Source organism: Streptomyces sp. NPDC057253 (assembly GCF_042669125.1).
In the GTDB taxonomy this organism is placed as follows: domain Bacteria; phylum Actinomycetota; class Actinomycetes; order Streptomycetales; family Streptomycetaceae; genus Streptomyces.
Genome location: NZ_JBHUXV010000172.1, coordinates 1 through 16,202 on the forward strand (window position 1 = coordinate 1; position 16,202 = coordinate 16,202).

Sequence of the window (16,202 nt, forward strand, 5' to 3'; positions counted from 1 at the left end):
CAGGACCGGCCCCCGCGGTGCGTTCCGTGCGCGAAACCGCTGGAGGCGGCGTTATCGTCGGCGCGTGACGAGTCTTCCCGGAGACAGTGGCGACGGCGGCTTCGAGGAGAAGGAGCCCGAGGCCGAGGCGCGGCCCGTCGTGTGCGCGCGCTGCGGGGCGCGGGCCGAGGGGCCCGAGCCCACCTGGACCTGCTCCGTGGAGAACGGCGTCCGACAGTACTTCTGCGACGCCTGCTCCCGGGAGCACCTCAGGGCGATCGAGGGGAGGCTCGACTCGGCCTGGTGGTAGGCCGCGTCGCGTCACGCCTGGGCGGCCGACTCCTCCTCGCCGCTCTCGTCCGCCGGCAGGAACCCCGGCAGCCACTCCTCCAGCTCCTCGCGCAGGCGGACCGCCGCGCCCAGCTGACACAGGACGCCGATGGTGCTCAGGGTCACCCGGTGGATCAGCAGATAGGCCGGGGGGAGGTTGAGCTGCTTGCCCAGTTGGTGGGCGGGGGAGCGTGGGTCGGCGATCCGGGCGGCCTGGCTGCGCATCCAGCCGCGGGTGAAGGTGAACTCCTCCACCACGGCCGGTTCGATGATCGGCAGGAGGTAGTCGAGGACGGCGTCCGGGTCCAGCTCTATCGACTCCTTGACGAAGCCCTCGGTGCGCAGGAGGTCGTAGACCGCCTCGGCGTCGCCGTCCAGCGTCATCCGCAGGGAGGTGCCGATGGTGTCCGGGAGACCGCCGGGCAGCCGGTCGACCGTGCCGAAGTCCAGGACGCCCAGGCGCCAGTCGTCCTTGCCGTCGGGGCCGCCGGGCAGGAGCCGGAAGTTGCCGGGGTGCGGGTCGGCGTGCAGCAGGCCGGTGCGGGCGGGGCCGGAGAAGAGGAAGCGGGCCAGGAGCTGGCCGGCGCGGTCGCGCTGCTCCTGGGTGCCGTCGGCGATCACCTCCGAGAGCGGGACACCGTCGATCCACTCCGTGATCAGGACCTGCTCGCTCTGGTGGACCACCGCCGGCACCACGACGTCCGGGTCGTCCGCGAACTCCTCGGCGTGGGCCTGCTGGGCCTGGGCCTCCAGGCCGTAGTCGAGCTCCTCCGAGACCCGGTCGCGCAACTCGTTGATGAGGGGCTTGATGTCGATGCCGGGCACCAGGGGGCCCAGCAGGCGGGCGAAGCGGCCCAGTTGGTTCAGGTCGGACAGCAGGGCCTCACCGGCACCCGGGTACTGGACCTTGACCGCCACCTCGCGCCCGTCGTGCCACACCGCCCGGTGCACCTGGCCGATCGACGCCGCAGCCGAGGGCTTGTCGTCGAACTCGGCGAACAGCTCCCGCCAGTCCGCGCCCAGCCGCTCCTCGAGCACGGTGTGCACGGTGCGGGTGGGCATCGGGGGCGCCGCCTCCTGGAGCTTGGTCAGGGCCGCGCGGTAGGGGCCGGCGACCTCCTCCGGGAGCGCCGACTCGAAGACGGACAGGGCCTGGCCGAACTTCATGGCCCCGCCCTTGAGCTCCCCGAGCACCTTGAACAGCTGGTCGGCGGTGCGCTGTTGCAGTTCGCGGCCGACGATCTCCGCGGACTCGCCCACGATCCGCTTGCCGAGTCCCCAGGTGGCCCGCCCGGCGAAGCCGAGCGGGAGCGCGGCGAGTTTGGCGGTCCGGGTGACCGCCTTCCGGGGAAGATCAGACATGCGCCCTCCAGGTCCCAGCAGGCCGTGGTGCGCGCGCCTTGCGGCACGACTCCTCCGACGACCCTTGCACCGTCATTGTCTCGTGCGCAGCCTCCTCCTTGGAGGTGTGTTCTCCCTTACCTTTCTCCGCGGCCCCGCAGGGGCATGCGGAATGCGGCCACACCGGTCGCGCGTGCCAGTTCAGGCCGGGCAGCGACACCTCCCAGCGGGCACCCGCGCTCGACGGGACCCGGCCGTCCAGGAAGGCGAGGGCGTGTGCGGCCGCCAGTCCCGCGACGGTCGTGGCCAGTGCCAGATCGCAGGGGCGGGCCTGCCGGGGCCTGCTGCCCGAGCGCCACTGGGTGACCAGCCGGGGCCAGGCATGGTCCCCGTCGGTCCGCGTCTCGTGCAGACAGCCCGCGCAGCCCGTCTCACCCGGAAGGACGAAGGGGCCGACCACCCCGGTCGCCTCGACCACGCCCGCGTACAGATGAGGTGTCCCGGACCGGACGAGGGGTTCGGCGACCGCCGGGGCGGGCGCGTGCACGTCGACGTCGTCCCGCGGGGTGAGGATCACCAGGGAGAAACCGGGGTCGTCCGCTCCTGCCGCGGTCCGGGAGGCGCGGCGCGGCGGGCGGCCCGGGGCCGCTGCGGTCACCGCCCGGCGGGCGGCCGTGTCCCGGCGGTCGCCGACGGAGGCGGCGGGGAGTCCGCCCGGGGCCACGTCCGCCGGTTCGACCCGGCCGCAGTCCCGCACGTCGACCTCCCCCACCCCGGCGCCCGAGAGCAGTGCGGCCAGCACCGCGCCCACTCGGCCGGCCCCTCTGACCTGCACGCGCAGTGAGCGGCGGGCGGCCAGCAGCCTGATCGCGTCGCCCGGTGCGGACGTGGTCACGGAGAGGGAGGCCAGATCGGGCGCCAGCCGGTCGAGGACCCCCTGCCTCCCGCGCAGCGCGTCCGCGGCCGGCCCGCCGCCCTTCGCGTCCTCGACGAGCCCGGCCCGGGCGAGCCGGTCCACCAGCGCGTCGACATGCCCCTCGGGGAGATCCATCCGGCGCCCCTCCTCCCGCAGCAGCGCCAGGCCGCGCGTGCCGTTGAGCAGGTCCAGGAAGCTGCCCGTCGCCGTGTCCATCGGGCCCAGCGTCATCGCGTGGGCCGGGGTCATCCCGAACTGCACGGTGTTGAGATCGCGCCAGCCGCGCCGCAGGGCGGGCTTCATCCGCGGCACCATCGTGTCCGGCGACACCATGCTGTCCGCCGAGACCATGGTGTCCGGTGGAACCACTGCTTCCATGACAGGCCCCCGTAGCCCTCGTAGATCATCCCCGTCCACCGCCGGAGCCGGGCGATGGTCGGTCGCGGTTCCGGCGGCGGTGCCAGCATGCCCGGACCCGGCCGGCACGTGCCGAAAGTTGTCCACAGGTGAGGGCTGATCGTCGTACAAATCAGACGCATGGTGGGCGATCGGAACCGAACCGTCCCGGAGTCGGGACTTCCCCCGTGTGCAGCGGGTAACGTCAGGGCGTGCCCGCCGACCCACTGCACAGCGCCGGAACGCCACAGCGCAGCACGACGAGCCAGCCGCCGAGCGGCTCGGGGGCGAGCGCGATCGAGGTGCGCAGGAGCAGCCGTCGACGCCGGACGGTCTCCGCGTACCGCGAGGGCGATCGCACCGTCGTGCTCATCCCTGCCCGGATGTCCGAGGCAGAGGAGCAGCGCTGGGTCAGCGTCATGCTCGACAAGCTGGCCGCGCAGGAGAGCAAACGGGTGCTGGGCGACGCCGAGCTCTCCGAGCGGGCCCGGCGATTGTCGGAGCAGTACTTCGACGGCCGGGCACGGCCCGCCTCGGTGCGCTGGGTCACCAACCAGAACACGCGCTGGGGCTCCTGCACCCCGTCCGAGGGCAGCATCCGGCTGTCCCACCGGCTCCAGGGGATGCCGGAGTACGTCGTCGACTACGTGCTGCTCCATGAGCTCGCGCATCTGCTCGTGCCCGGTCACGGGCCCCGTTTCTGGCGGCTGCTGGAGGCGTATCCGCGCACCGAGCGGGCCAAGGGCTACCTGGAGGGCGTGGTCGCCGCGGACCGGTTGCCGCATCTGCCGCCCACGCGCGGAGAGTGACCACCGGCCCGAACGGGTTTTTGTACCGGGTCTGTACCGACCTGCGCCGGTGTCAGAGTTTGCAGTTAGCCTGTCGCGACGCACTCGCATTCGGGATGGGGGACGGTCGTTACGCATGGCCAGGGAATTCCAGCGCGGCCACAAGGCCAAGATCAGTGACCTGACCGCGGGCACGGACCTGTACGTAGGCGTACAGATCTCCGGCCCCGGACTGACCTTCGACATCAGCTGCTTCGGTCTCGACGCCGACGAACAGCTCTCCGACGACCGGTACTTCATCTTCTTCAATCAGCCGAAGTCCCCCGAGGACTCCATCCAGCTGCTGGGTGCGCAGTCCGGCGACACGGAGTCCTTCCGGGTCACGCTCGATCAGATTCCGTCGCAGATCCAGAAGTTGTCGTTCACGGCGACGATCGACGGCGACGGTCAGATGTCGCAGATCGCTCCCGGGTGCCTCCGGATCGTCGCGGGCGGCGAGGAAGTGGCCCGGTACTCGTTCGACGGCAGCGAGTTCTCCACCGAGCGGGCCGTGATGGTGGGCGACCTGTACCTGAAGGACGTCTGGCGGTTCGCCGCGGTCGGCCAGGGCTTCGACGGCGGTCTGGAGGCGCTGCTGAGGAACTTCGGCGGCGAGGTCGCCGAGGAGGAGCCCACGCCCGAGGCCGCGCCCCAGCCCGGCGTCCCGGCCCAGTCCCAGGCGCCGGCCTTCGCCCCGCCTCCGCAGGCCGCCGCGCCGGTCGCGCCCGCGCCTTCGTTCGGCGCGCCCCCGGCGCCCGCCCCGGCCCCGACCGCCCCCGCCGCTCCGTCGCCCGCGCCCGCCGCGCCGACGAGCCCGCAGACGTTCACCCCACCGGGACAGACGTTCACCCCGCCTGGGCAGACCTTCACCCCGCCCGGCGCACCCCCGGCAGGCCAGTACGCGCCCCCCGGCGCTCCCGCCGGCCAGTTCACCCCTCCGGGCGCCGTCCCCGGCCAGTTCGCGCCCCCCGGCGCTCCCGGCGCCTTCCCCGGCCAGGCGCAGCCCTTCGGCGGGGGCACCCAGCTCGCCCCGGTGCCGCCGGAGGCCAATGTCCGGGTCGTGCTGACGAAGTACGCGGAAGCGCCCGTCGGTGACCGCTGGACCGAGCAGAACGCCAACCTGGTGCGGGCCACCCTCACCAAGGACGCGCCCATCCTCGCCAAGCAAGGCAGCATGGTCGCCTACCAGGGCGACATCGACTTCGCCCACAAGGGCTCGGGACTGCTCGGCAAGCTCACGGGGGCGCTCACCGGCCAGGGCATGTCCCTGATGCGCTGCACCGGCAACGGCGAGGTGTTCCTCGCCGACGAGGCCAGCCGGGTCTTCGTGATCCGCCTCCAGGGCGAGCAGCTCTACACCAGCGCCCAGGGCGTGCTGGCCTTCGACGAGACCCTGGAGACCGAGGTCCGCCGCATCGAGGGCGCGGGACTGCCCGGCGGGGGCTTCTTCAGCATGCTCTTCTCCGGCACCGGCGCGGTCGTCGTCAAGACCCGCGGCGTGCCCGTCGTCCTGCCCGTCGGCGCGGCCACCTATGTCGACGGCAACGCCGTCATCGCCTGGTCCGCCGGTGCGCAGGCGGTCACCACGACCTCGCTCAGGCTGCGCCGCTCCGGGTACGCCCGGCAGACCACCGAGGCCGTGAACCTCCAGTTCCGCGGCGCCCCCGGCAACTTCGTCGTCGTACAGCCCTTCGAGGTGTGAGGCCATGGACTCCCAGACTCTGAGTGCGCACCGCGCCGCCGCGACCGGCGTCCGCATGAGTGTGCACAGCTCCAAGACGCTCAAGGTCACCATGGTCACCGGGCAGGACCTGATCGCCAAGGCCGGCTCGATGATCGCCTACGACGGCTATGTGCAGTTCGACGGGGCGCCCGCGAGCCTGCGCCGCTCGGCGGAGGAGATGGTCACCGGAGAGGGCGGCCGGCTGATGCTGGCCCGCGGCGACGGCGACCTGTACCTCGCCGACTACGGCGGCGACATCCTCGTCCTGCACCTGAACGGCGAGGCGCTGTCCGTCAACGGCGCCACCCTGCTGGCCTGCGACGCCTCCCTGGAACTGGCCATCGAGCCGGTCAAGGGGCTCGCCAAGCTGTCCGGTTCCGGCCTGACCAACCTGGTCATCAAGGGCACCGGCTGGGTCGCGCTGGTCAGCCGGGGCATCCCGATGGCCCTGGACTGCGCCGAACGGGAGACCTACGTCGACCCGGACGCCCTGGTGGCCTGGACGACCGGGCTGGAGATGAAGGCCCGCCGCACCATCAAGGCGAGCGCCCTCATCGGCCGCGGCAGCGGCGAGGCCTTCCAGATCGGCTTCAAGGGGCAGGGCTTCGTCGTCGTCCAGCCGAGTGAGGACACCGGCGACCGATTCAAGATCCGGGGCTGAGGGGAGCACCAGGCACATCATGCACAGCACACTCTTCGCACACGTCCCGGTCGAGTCGACCGGCCGCTACACCCTGCAGAACCCGCAGCTCCTGAAGACCGACGTCACCCAGGGCAGCAGCCCCGTCCTCGCCCGGCAGGGCGCCATGGTGGCCTTCGAGGGCCAGGTCGAGTTCGACAGCCAGTACCGCAACCGCAGCTGGCGCAACGTCGAGCGGATGACCGGTGAGGGCCTCGACCTCATGCGCTGCAAGGGCAACGGCATCGTCTACCTGGCGAACCTCGCCCAGCACCTGCACGTCATGGAGGTCGGCCGCGGCATCACCGTCGACAGCTCCTACATCCTCGCCTTCGACGGCTCCCTCGGCGTCGGCATCGTCGCGGTGGACAGCGCCGTCGAGGTGGCCGCCGCGGGCGCCTACAACCTGGAGCTGTCCGGCTCCGGGCAGGTCGTGCTGATGACCTCGGGCGAGCCGCTGGTGCTGGAGGTGGGCCCGGACAAGAACGTCTGCGTCGACTCCGACGCCGTCATCGCCTGGTCCACGTCCCTGCGCACCCAGCTCCAGGCGCCCACCTCCACCTCCGGAGTGTGGCGCCGCCGCGGCACCACCGGCGAGGGCTGGGAGATGCACTTCGGCGGCACCGGCCACGTCCTGGTCCAGCCCAGCGAGCTCCTGCCACCGCAGGGCATGCGCAACGGCGGGGTCCTCGGCCAGTTCGGGATGCGGGGCAACTCCCTCGGGGGCAGCAACAGCTGAGCCCGGGTAAGGGGCGTCCGCCATAGCCGGGCGCCCCTTACACGTGCGCGGAGCAGCGGCTCACAGCCTCGCGCGGGTCGCTTCCAGCAGTCGTACGACGGACTCGTCGGCGACCTCCGCCACCTCGTCGTAGGCGAACCAGCGCACGTCGAGGGACTCCTCGCTGATCGTCTCCACGGCGCCGGACGGGGCGAGGGCCGCGTACTGGACGTCGAAGTGGCAGTTGCACGGCGCGGGGATGGGGTGCCGGTCGAGGCGGACCGGGCCGCCGGGCAGCAGGGTCAGACCGGCGACGCCGGACTCCTCCGTGGCCTCGCGCAGGGCCGCCGCCTCCAGGGAGACGTCCTGCGGCTCGCAGTGGCCGCCCATCTGGAGCCACATGCGCAGCTTCCTGTGGAGGGTGAGCAGGACCCGGCCCCGCTCGGGGTCGATCACCAGCGCGCTGGCAGTGACATGGCCGGCGTGGCACGCCTTCCAGACGCCGTCCGGGTGCGCGGCGAGGTGATCGAGATACGCCTGGCGCAGCTCCTCCTGGTCCTCGTACCCCTTGAGTACGAGGACCGCGTCGTCGTGCAGGCTCACTCGGTGTCGTCGTCCTTCTTCTTCAGGTCGGGCTTGCCGTCCGCCGCCTCGCCGAGCATCTTGTCCAGCTCGGAGAAGTCCAGCTGCTCGCGGTGCACGAAGCCGTCCGGGTCGTCCAGGTCGGAGGCGGTCGGCAGCATGTCCGGGTGGGCCCACAGACCGTCGCGGCCGTCGACACCGCGCGCGTCGGTGAGCGAGGCCCACAGGCGGGAGGCGTCCCGCAGCCGGCGCGGGCGCAGCTCCAGGCCGATCAGGGTGGCGAAGGTCTGCTCGGCCGGGCCGCCCGAGGCGCGCCGGCGGCGCAGGGTCTCGCGCAGTGCGTCGGCGGACGACAGACGGGGCTTCGCGGCCGCGTGGACCACCGCGTCCACCCAGCCCTCCACGAGCGCCAGGGCCGTCTCCAGACGGGCCAGGGCCGCCTTCTGCTCCGGGGTGTCCTCCGGCTGGAACATGCCCTGCTGGAGGGCGTCCTGGAGCTGCTCGGGGTTCTGCGGGTCGAACTGGCCGACCACGTCCTCCAGCTTGGCGGTGTCGACCTTGATCCCGCGCGCGTAGCCGTCGACCGCGCCGTACAGATGCGAGCGCAGCCACGGCACGTGCGCGAAGAGGCGCTGGTGGGCGGCCTCGCGCAGGGCGAGATACAGCCGCACCTCCTCCTTGGGGACGCCGAGGTCCTTGCCGAAGGCCTCGATGTTCACCGGCAGCAGCGCGGCCTTGCCGACCGGGCCCAGCGGCAGGCCGATGTCGGTGGACCCGACGACCTCGCCCGCGAGCACGCCGACGGCCTGCCCGATCTGGGTGCCGAACATGGCGCCGCCCATCGAGCGCATCATGCCGATCAGCGGGCCCGCCATGGCCTGCATCTCCTCCGGCAGGACATCGCCCATCGCGGTGCCGACCCGCTCGGCGACCGGGTCGACGAGCTCCTTCCACGCGGGCAGGGTCGCCTCGACCCACTCCGCGCGGGACCAGGCCACGGCGGTTCCCGCGCCGGACGGCAGCGAGGTCGCGTCGTCGAGCCACAGGTCCGCCAGGCGCACGGCCTCCTGGACGGCGGTGCGCTCGGCTGGGCCGACGCTCGCGTCCTTGGTGCCGTCCGACGTGCCCTGGGAGACCGTCTGGCGGGCGATCTGCTTGGCCATGTCCCAGTTCACCGGGCCGCCCTCGTACGAGAGCATCTGGCCCAGCTGCTGGAAGGCGGCGCCCAGGTCGGTGGGGTTCAGCGATCCGAACATGGCAGCGAGCGGATTGTCCGCGCCGGGGCCGCCAAAGCCTCCGGCGCCGGGCAGGCCGCCGAAACCGAACGGGTTGTTCGGTCCCTGACCACCGCCGCTCTGCTGGTCCTTCTTCTTGCCCTCGTCGCCGTCGTCCGGCTCCTCCGGCGGAAGGCCGAATCCGAATGGGGTGTCACTCACGGGATTCCTCGGCTGGTAAGGCCACCGGTTGCCCCGGTGGCGCGGCTGCCCGATAACACCCCCAGCGTAGACACCGCGAGCCCTGAGGGCCTCGGTGCTCCGCCGACTCTCCGCCTGCGGCAGGATGGATGCCACCTGGTACGTACGCGTCACTCGCGTTCCTACTGAAGACAACCGCTGGAGACGCCCGGTGAGTTCCCCTGATCCGCAGGTTCGCGCAGCGCGAAACCAGTCAACCAATCCCGCGACACGCGGGCCAGTCGTCGCGGTCACCGGTGCCGCGTCCGGCATCGGAGCCCTCCTCACCGAGCGGCTCGCCGCCTCGGAGGAGATCAAGCAGGTCATCGCGCTGGACGAGCGGCGCGGCGAGTGCGCCGCGGCGCAGTGGCACATCCTGGATGTGCGGGACCCCGCCATCGCGGACAAGCTCCGCGGGGCCGACGTCGTGGTGCATCTGGCCCTCGACCTCGACCTGGAGACGGACCCCGCCGCGCGGACGGCCTACAACGTCCGGGGGACGCAGACCGTGCTGACCGCGGCCGCGGCCGCCGGCATCCACCGGGTCGTCCTCTGCACCTCCGCCATGGTCTACGGGGCGCTCCCCGACAACGAACTGCCGCTCTCGGAGGACGCCGAGCTGCGCGCCACCGCGGAGGCGACCGGCGTCGGGGACCTGCTGGAGATCGAGCGCCTCGCGCGGCGGGCCCCTCGGGCGCACCCCGGGCTCAACGTCACCGTCGTACGGCCCGCCGTGCTGGTCGGCGGCGGCACCGACACCGCGCTGACCAGGTACTTCGAGTCGCCCCGGCTGCTGGTGGTGGCGGGTTCCCGGCCCGCCTGGCAGTTCTGCCATGTCGAGGACCTGTGTGCCGCTCTGGAGTACGCCGTCCTGGAGAAGGTCGACGGGGAGCTGGCCGTGGGGTGCGACGGGTGGCTGGAGCAGGAGGAGATCGAGGAGCTCAGCGGGATCCGCCGGATGGAGCTGCCGTCGGCGGTGGCGCTGGGCGCGGCCGCGCGGTTGCACCGGATCGGGCTGACGCCGTCCCCTGCGGGTGATCTCGCGTACACGATGTACCCCTGGGTGGTGAGCGGGAGCCGGCTGCACGACGCGGGGTGGCGGCCGCAGTGGAGCAACGAGGAGGTGCTCGCGGAGCTGCTGGAGGAGGTGGCCGGGCGGCACACGGTTGCCGGGCGGCGGCTGGGGCGGAAGGACGCGACGGCGGCGGGGGCGGCGGGGGCGACGGTCGCGCTGCTGGGTGCGGCGGCGGTTGTGCGGCGGGCTCGGAAGGCTCGGCGGAGGATCTGAGGGGTGCGCCTCAGGGGGTGCCGCGTGAGGTAGTCGGGCGGCTGCGGGTCAGTCGTGGCTGGTCGCGCCCACGCGGCGGAGCCGCATATCGATACAGCCCCGCGCCCCTGGGTGGGTGCACTGTACGAGTCTCCAACCGGGCACACGCGTGTGCCGGGTGATAGCTCCATTCCCCGTTGTCCCAGGCGTGCGGCACGATGGACGTATGGCACCCACCTTCGATCACCCCGGCGAGCAGGCCGCCGACGAGCCCATCAAGCTCATCGGCATCCGCGACACCCCCCTCTCCCTCGACGAGGTCTTCCGGGCCGTGGGGGACGATGCCGCCGGGGGGACCGCGCTGTTCGTCGGGACCGTGCGGAACCACGACGGTGGGGCCGATGTCGACAAGCTCGGGTACTCCTGCCACCCCAGTGCCGAGGCCGAGATGCGGCGGATCGCCGAGAAGGTCGTCGCCGAGTTCCCGGTGCGGGCGCTCGCCGCGGTGCACCGGGTGGGGGATCTCGAGGTCGGGGATCTCGCCGTCGTCGTCGCCGTCTCCTGTCCGCACCGGGGCGAGGCCTTCGAGGCCTGCCGGAAGCTGATCGACGATCTCAAGCACGAGGTGCCGATCTGGAAGCACCAGACCTTTTCTGACGGTACGGAGGAATGGGTCGGTGCCTGCTGAGCCCGCCGTCGGCGCCTGCTGAACCCTTCCTTCACCCCTCAGGTTGCGTAACCGCACCCCGGGTACCAGCGTTGTCAGTGCGGATGATTAATCTGCTGATCAGTCAGTTTTTCGCGGTCGCGTTGCGCGGGGTCGGGAGGTCGGCATGGGGGCGCTCGTCTGGTTGTTGATTCCGTTGTTGGCCGCGGTCGCCGCGGGGCTCTGGGGCAGCTGGGCCAACCGGACCCGCAGGGTGCGCAGCGACGGCCCCGAGCTCGACGGATACGCCCGTTTCCGCGCCGCCATGGAGAAGTCCCACTCCGGTACCTGACGATGGTCCGACAGACACGTCCCGTACTGTCGTGCCATGCCACGCCGCACCGCGACGATGCTCGCCTCCACCCTGATGCTGATCGCGCTCCTGTGCGCGGGAGTCTTCATCACCGTGCCCTACTCCGAGATGTCACCGGGCCCCACGGTGAACACCCTCGGGGACCACGGCGGCGAGCCGGTGCTCCAGATCTCCGGGCGCAAGACGTACCCGACGAGCGGTCACCTGAACATGACCACCGTCCGGGTCACCAGCGCCGACTTCAGGATGAACCTCGTCGAGGCCGTCTACGGCTGGCTCGCGCACGACGTCAAGGTCGTCCCGCACGACACCCTCTACCCGGACGGCAAGACCGAGGAGCAGTCGACCCAGGAGAACGCCGAGGAGTTCAGCCAGTCCCAGGAGAGCGCCAAGGTCGCCGCCCTGAAGGAGCTCGACGTCCCCGTGCAGTCCTGGGTGATCGTCTCCACCGTCGTCAAGGACTCCCCGGCCGAGGGCAGGCTGCACGCCGGTGACGTGATCAAGGCCGTCGACGGTACGGCGGTGAAGGCGCCGGACGACGTCGCCAAGCTGGTGACCAAGCACAAGCCCGGCGAGGACGTCGTCTTCACGATCGTGCCCGCCAAGGAGCAGGCCGCCGCCGAGAAGGCGAACAAGACGGCGACGAAGACCGAGAAGGTCACCATCACCACCAAGGCGTCCGACGACGAGGGCGCCAAGCGGGCCATCGTCGGCATCGCCGCCGGGACCGACCACACCTTCCCGTTCACCATCGACATCAAGCTCGCCGACGTCGGCGGCCCGAGCGCCGGCCTGATGTTCGCGCTCGGCATCTACGACAAGCTCACCCCGGGCAGCCTCACCGGCGGCACGTTCGTCGCCGGTACCGGCACCATCGACGACGACGGCAAGGTCGGCCCGATCGGCGGCATCGAGATGAAGACGGTCGGCGCGCGCGACAAGGGCGCCCGGTACTTCCTGACCCCCGCCGACAACTGCGCGGCGGCCGCCAAGGACACCCCGAGCGGGCTCACCCTGGTCAAGGTGAACACCATCGACGACGCCCTCGGCGCGCTCAAGGACATCCGCGAGCACCGGACGTCCGACCTGCCGAAGTGCACGAAGAGCTAGCCGGCCGGACTACTCCTCGAACGTCGCCGACAGGGCCTCCGCGAGGCCCGGGACCAGGTCGCCGCCCGTGAGGACCTCCGTGGGGGAGTCCTTCTCGCGCAGCCGCAGGGCCGAGTCCCGGGTGCCGTCGCGCAGCACCGCCACCGTCATGCGGACCTCCTGGCGGTCCGGGTGCTCGGCGACCCACTTCGCCAGCTTGGCCTCGCTCAGCCCCTGCGGGACGGACGCCTCGGCGGACGGCGGCAGCATCAGCCGCTCCACGGTGAGCGCGCAGCCCACGACCGCGTCGGGCCAGGCGATGGTGCCGAGGAACTCGTCGAGCGGCTTGCCCGCGGGAATCTCGTCCTGCTCGATGGGGGTCAGGGCCGCGGACTCCTGCCCCTCCTCCAGGCCGAGCTGGCTCGCGAGAGCGGGTTCCTGGGCGCGCAGCCGGGCGGTGTCTACGAGGGCGAAGAGGCGAGCGGGCTGGTCCCAGCCGAGGCCGGAGGCGTACTCGTCGATCTCGAGAACGGCCCGGGTGAGCGGGTTCGCCGCCATGGGGGTGTTGGACATGGTCACAATCCTGCCTCGTTCGTGACCGGAATCGGGAACCGAGTAAACGGTGAGTAAGTTGCATAGGTGTGGGCCCGCGATCACGGGGGGCCACCCAGGGCCCGCGAACACGAGGGTCTGACGGATCGACAGCGAACTTCGAGGTGCGCACCTTGGCTTTCCAGATGCCGGACCGCGGCGGAGGCCCGACAGGGCCGCGGATGAGAGTGGGCCGCCCGTCCCGGCGTGCCAGGACCCTGCTCATGACGCTGGGCGTCCTTGCCGTCCTCGGCATGGCGTTCACCATGTTCGCGGGTTTCTGGACGGACTGGCTCTGGTACCGCTCGGTGAACTACTCGTCCGTGTTCACCACCACCCTGTGGACCAAGATCGGGCTGTTCTTCGTCTTCGGTGTGCTGATGGCCCTCGCGGTCGGTTTCAACATCTGGCTGGCCCACCGGCTGCGCCCGCCGCTGAGCGCCATGTCCATGGAGCAGCAGAACCTCGACCGCTACCGGATGGGCATCGCGCCGTACAAGAAGTGGCTGCTGCTCGGGGTCACCGCGCTGGTGGGCCTGATCGCGGGCGCCTCGGCGGCCGGCCAGTGGCGGACCTGGCTGATGTGGGTCAACGGCGTCTCCTTCGGCCAGAAGGACCCGCAGTTCCACCTCGACATCTCCTTCTACACCTTCGACCTGCCCTGGTACCGGTTCCTGCTCGGCTTCGGGTTCGCGGCCGCGATCCTCTCCGTGATCGCCGCGGCCCTGACCCATTACCTCTACGGCGGTCTCAGGATCACCTCGCCGGGCGCGCGGGCCACCGCCGCGGCCACCGGACACCTGTCGGTGCTGCTCGGCATCTTCGTCGCCCTGAAGGCGGTCGCGTACTGGCTCGACCGGTACGGCCTCGCGGTCAAGTCCAGCGACTTCAAGGCGACCGACAGCTGGACCGGCCTGAGGTACGTCGACGCCAACGCCTACCTGCCGGCGAAGACCATCCTGTTCTGCATCGCGGTCATCTGCGCGCTGCTGTTCTTCGCCACCCTGTGGCGGCGCACCTGGCAGCTGCCCGTGATCGGCTTCGGCCTGATGGTGCTCTCGGCGATCCTCATCGGCGGGCTCTACCCCGCGATCGTCCAGAAGTTCCAGGTCCAGCCGAACGAGCAGGCCAAGGAAGCCCCGTACGTCGAGAAGAACCTCAAGGCGACGCGCGAGGCGTACGGCATCGACGACGCCTCGGTGACCGAGTACGACGGCAAGTCCACCACCACGGACAAGACCAAGCTGCGCGACGACGTCGACGCCACGGCCAGCATCCGGGTCATGGACCCCAACGTCGTCTCGCCGACGTTCCAGCAGCTCCAGCAGATGCGCAACTACTACGCGTTCCCGACCAACCTGGACGTCGACCGCTACAGCAAGGACGGCAAGGACCAGGACACGGTCATCGGGCTGCGTGAGCTGAACCTCGCCGGCATCCCGAAGAACAACTGGATCAACGACCACTTCCGCTACACCCACGGCTACGGCGTGGTCGCCGCGAAGGGCACCGAGGCCGACGACGAGGGCCGCCCGGTCTTCACCGAGTCCAACCTGCCGTCCCAGGGCGACCTCGGGACCTACCAGCAGCGTGTCTACTACGGCGAGAAGACCACCGCCTACTCGATCGTCGGCGGTCCCCAGAAGGAGATCGACTACTCCGACGACGACGGTGAGAAGACCTACAGCTACAAGGCCAAGAGTGGGGTCAACCTCTCCAACCCGGTCAACCGGGCCGCGTACGCGGTGGCGTTCAGCGAGCCGCAGATCCTCTACTCCGGAGCGATCGGCGAGGGCTCGCGGATCCTGTACAACCGCACGCCGAAGCAGCGTGTCGAGGCGGTGGCCCCCTGGCTGACGATCGACGGCGACGCCTACCCGGCGGTGGTGAACGGCAAGATCCAGTGGATCGTCGACGCGTACACGACGACCAACGGCTACCCGTACTCCTCGCGCACGACCCTCGGTGACACCACGGCCGACTCGCTGACCGCGACCAACAACCAGCGCGCGGTGGTGGCCCAGCAGAACCAGGTCAACTACATCCGCAACTCGGTGAAGGCGACCGTCGACGCGTACACCGGCGAGGTCAAGCTCTACCAGTGGGACACCAAGGACCCGGTTCTCAAGACCTGGATGAAGGCGTTCCCGGGCACGGTGGAGTCCAAGAAGGACATCTCCCCCGACCTCATGGCCCATCTGCGGTACCCGCAGGACCTGTTCAAGGTCCAGCGTGAGCTGCTGGCCCGCTACCACGTCGAGGACGCGGACACCTTCCTCAGCGGCAGCGAGGTGTGGCAGGTGCCGGACGACCCGACCAACAAGTCGGGCGACGCGGTGCCGCCGTACTACCTGAGCATGAAGATGCCGGACCAGTCGGCACAGGCGTTCTCGCTCACGACGACGTTCACGCCCAACGGCCGTGACAACCTCAGTGCGTTCATGGCGGTCGACGCGGAGGCGGGCACCCCTGACTACGGCAAGATCAGAATCCTGAAACTGCCGACCAACACCACGGTCAACGGGCCCAAACAGGTGCAGAGCCAGTTCAACTCCGAACAGGACATCGCCGAGACGATCAGCCTCCTCAACAGAGGCGACTCCAATGTGGAGTACGGCAATCTCCTGACGGTGCCGCTGGACGGAGGACTGCTCTACGTGGAGCCGGTCTACGTACGCGGTGGTGGACTCAAGTACCCGCTGCTGCGGAAGGTGTTGGTGACCTACGGCGGCAACACCGCCTTCGAGGACACCCTCGACCAGGCCCTGAACAAGGTCTTCGGAGCGGACGCCTCGACCACCCCGCCACCGAGCGACGACGGCGGCACGACCAAGCCGCCGCCGACGTCCAGCAACCCGACGGTCCAACAGGCGCTGGACGACGCCCAGAAGGCCTTCGACGCCGGCCAGGAAGCCCTGAAGAAGGGTGACTGGGAGGCGTACGGCCGGGCTCAGGCGGATCTTGAGGACGCGCTCAAGCGGGCCGAGGACGCGCAGGCCGCGGCGAACAAGAGCGGCAGCAGCGCGAAGCCCAGCAGCAGTCCGAAACCCAGCAGCAGTCCGAGCAGCAGCCCCAGCGGCTGAGCGGAGCTGGTCAAAAGCCCACCCCCGCGCCGTGATACGGTTGCGACACAACGGCGCGGGGTGGAGCAGCTCGGTAGCTCGCTGGGCTCATAACCCAGAGGTCGCAGGTTCAAATCCTGTCCCCGCTACTGGAATCGAAGGCCCGGATCCTCTTCAGGATCCGGGCCATAGTGTTGTTCGAACGCATGTTCCGAGGTAACGACGGCCG

The 16,202-nt window shown here is 70.7% G+C and carries 15 protein-coding genes and 1 tRNA gene; 11 read left to right on the plus strand and 5 right to left on the minus strand.

Annotated features, from left to right (window positions below; genetic code table 11):
* The first annotated feature begins 64 nt into the window (after positions 1-64).
* A complete protein-coding gene (locus ACFULQ_RS44760) occupies positions 65-289 on the plus strand; it encodes a hypothetical protein (protein WP_383556302.1) in 225 nt (74 codons plus the stop codon).
* 11 nt (positions 290-300) lie between these two features.
* On the opposite strand, the gene ACFULQ_RS44765 is transcribed toward ACFULQ_RS44760, so the two are convergent.
* Together ACFULQ_RS44765 and ACFULQ_RS44770 are read right to left on the minus strand one after the other, a co-directional pair.
* Entirely contained in the window at positions 301-1,671 is a 1,371-nt protein-coding gene (locus ACFULQ_RS44765; protein ID WP_383556305.1) for an ABC1 kinase family protein, read from the minus strand.
* Positions 1,664-2,881: a TOMM precursor leader peptide-binding protein gene (locus ACFULQ_RS44770; protein WP_383556336.1), complete on the minus strand. Its 1,218-nt coding sequence runs from the start codon at positions 2,879-2,881 to the stop codon at positions 1,664-1,666. The genes ACFULQ_RS44765 and ACFULQ_RS44770 overlap by 8 nt, the downstream gene beginning before the upstream one ends.
* 293 nt (positions 2,882-3,174) lie before the next feature.
* On the opposite strand from ACFULQ_RS44770, the gene ACFULQ_RS44775 reads away from it, so the two are divergent.
* The 4 genes from ACFULQ_RS44775 to ACFULQ_RS44790 all read left to right on the plus strand — a co-directional run bounded on the left by ACFULQ_RS44775 (position 3,175) and on the right by ACFULQ_RS44790 (position 6,930).
* A complete protein-coding gene (locus ACFULQ_RS44775) occupies positions 3,175-3,771 on the plus strand; it encodes a M48 family metallopeptidase (RefSeq protein ID WP_356461752.1) in 597 nt (198 codons plus the stop codon).
* Between the two features lie 115 nt (positions 3,772-3,886).
* On the plus strand, positions 3,887-5,491 hold the full coding sequence (locus ACFULQ_RS44780) for a TerD family protein (protein WP_383556308.1): 1,605 nt from the start codon (positions 3,887-3,889) through the stop codon (positions 5,489-5,491).
* A gap of 4 nt (positions 5,492-5,495) precedes the next feature.
* Entirely contained in the window at positions 5,496-6,173 is a 678-nt protein-coding gene (locus ACFULQ_RS44785; protein WP_053847938.1) for an AIM24 family protein, read from the plus strand.
* A 19-nt stretch (positions 6,174-6,192) separates the two neighbouring features.
* Positions 6,193-6,930: an AIM24 family protein gene (locus tag ACFULQ_RS44790; RefSeq protein ID WP_383556311.1), complete on the plus strand. Its 738-nt coding sequence runs from the start codon at positions 6,193-6,195 to the stop codon at positions 6,928-6,930.
* A 60-nt stretch (positions 6,931-6,990) separates the two neighbouring features.
* On the opposite strand, the gene ACFULQ_RS44795 is transcribed toward ACFULQ_RS44790, so the two are convergent.
* Together ACFULQ_RS44795 and ACFULQ_RS44800 are read right to left on the minus strand one after the other, a co-directional pair.
* On the minus strand, positions 6,991-7,512 hold the full coding sequence (locus tag ACFULQ_RS44795; protein WP_383556315.1) for an NUDIX hydrolase: 522 nt from the start codon (positions 7,510-7,512) through the stop codon (positions 6,991-6,993).
* Positions 7,509-8,927 (minus strand): zinc-dependent metalloprotease, encoded by a 1,419-nt coding sequence (locus tag ACFULQ_RS44800; protein WP_383556319.1) that lies wholly within the window; start codon positions 8,925-8,927, stop codon positions 7,509-7,511. Before ACFULQ_RS44800 ends, ACFULQ_RS44795 begins: the two co-directional genes overlap by 4 nt.
* A gap of 190 nt (positions 8,928-9,117) precedes the next feature.
* On the opposite strand from ACFULQ_RS44800, the gene ACFULQ_RS44805 reads away from it, so the two are divergent.
* From ACFULQ_RS44805 to ACFULQ_RS44820, 4 genes are all read left to right on the plus strand, one after another.
* Positions 9,118-10,233, plus strand: a complete 1,116-nt coding sequence (locus ACFULQ_RS44805) for an SDR family oxidoreductase (protein ID WP_383556321.1) — start codon at positions 9,118-9,120, stop codon at positions 10,231-10,233.
* Positions 10,234-10,438: 205 nt separating this feature from the next.
* A complete protein-coding gene (locus ACFULQ_RS44810) occupies positions 10,439-10,900 on the plus strand; it encodes a molybdenum cofactor biosynthesis protein MoaE (RefSeq protein WP_383556324.1) in 462 nt (153 codons plus the stop codon).
* A gap of 145 nt (positions 10,901-11,045) precedes the next feature.
* Complete coding sequence (locus ACFULQ_RS44815; RefSeq protein ID WP_383556326.1) at positions 11,046-11,210, plus strand: hypothetical protein; 165 nt, start codon at positions 11,046-11,048, stop codon at positions 11,208-11,210.
* Between the two features lie 36 nt (positions 11,211-11,246).
* Complete coding sequence (locus tag ACFULQ_RS44820; protein WP_383556329.1) at positions 11,247-12,341, plus strand: PDZ domain-containing protein; 1,095 nt, start codon at positions 11,247-11,249, stop codon at positions 12,339-12,341.
* Positions 12,342-12,350: 9 nt separating this feature from the next.
* On the opposite strand, the gene ACFULQ_RS44825 is transcribed toward ACFULQ_RS44820, so the two are convergent.
* The gene (locus ACFULQ_RS44825) at positions 12,351-12,893 is read right to left on the minus strand and encodes a PPA1309 family protein (protein WP_383556332.1); all 543 of its coding nucleotides are present in this window, start codon (positions 12,891-12,893) and stop codon (positions 12,351-12,353) included.
* Positions 12,894-13,036: 143 nt separating this feature from the next.
* Here ACFULQ_RS44825 and ACFULQ_RS44830 point away from each other — a divergent pair, with 143 nt between their 5' ends.
* Together ACFULQ_RS44830 and ACFULQ_RS44835 are read left to right on the plus strand one after the other, a co-directional pair.
* On the plus strand, positions 13,037-15,994 hold the full coding sequence (locus ACFULQ_RS44830) for a UPF0182 family protein (protein ID WP_383556333.1): 2,958 nt from the start codon (positions 13,037-13,039) through the stop codon (positions 15,992-15,994).
* Positions 15,995-16,048: 54 nt separating this feature from the next.
* Positions 16,049-16,122 (plus strand) — tRNA-Met (locus ACFULQ_RS44835).
* The last annotated feature ends 80 nt before the right edge of the window (positions 16,123-16,202 follow it).

Excerpts from the sequence above, each read along its gene's own strand:
- ACFULQ_RS44825 (WP_383556332.1), bottom strand. The coding sequence starts at position 12,893 with ATGTCCAACACCCCCATGGCGGCGAACCCGCTCACCCGGGCCGTTCTC.
- ACFULQ_RS44820 (WP_383556329.1), top strand. The coding sequence starts at position 11,247 with ATGCCACGCCGCACCGCGACGATGCTCGCCTCCACCCTGATGCTGATC.
- ACFULQ_RS44790 (WP_383556311.1), top strand. The coding sequence starts at position 6,193 with ATGCACAGCACACTCTTCGCACACGTCCCGGTCGAGTCGACCGGCCGC.
- ACFULQ_RS44770 (WP_383556336.1), bottom strand. The coding sequence starts at position 2,881 with ATGGTGCCGCGGATGAAGCCCGCCCTGCGGCGCGGCTGGCGCGATCTC.
- ACFULQ_RS44810 (WP_383556324.1), top strand. The coding sequence starts at position 10,439 with ATGGCACCCACCTTCGATCACCCCGGCGAGCAGGCCGCCGACGAGCCC.
- ACFULQ_RS44815 (WP_383556326.1), top strand. The coding sequence starts at position 11,046 with ATGGGGGCGCTCGTCTGGTTGTTGATTCCGTTGTTGGCCGCGGTCGCC.
- ACFULQ_RS44780 (WP_383556308.1), top strand. The coding sequence starts at position 3,887 with ATGGCCAGGGAATTCCAGCGCGGCCACAAGGCCAAGATCAGTGACCTG.
- ACFULQ_RS44765 (WP_383556305.1), bottom strand. The coding sequence starts at position 1,671 with ATGTCTGATCTTCCCCGGAAGGCGGTCACCCGGACCGCCAAACTCGCC.
- ACFULQ_RS44785 (WP_053847938.1), top strand. The coding sequence starts at position 5,496 with ATGGACTCCCAGACTCTGAGTGCGCACCGCGCCGCCGCGACCGGCGTC.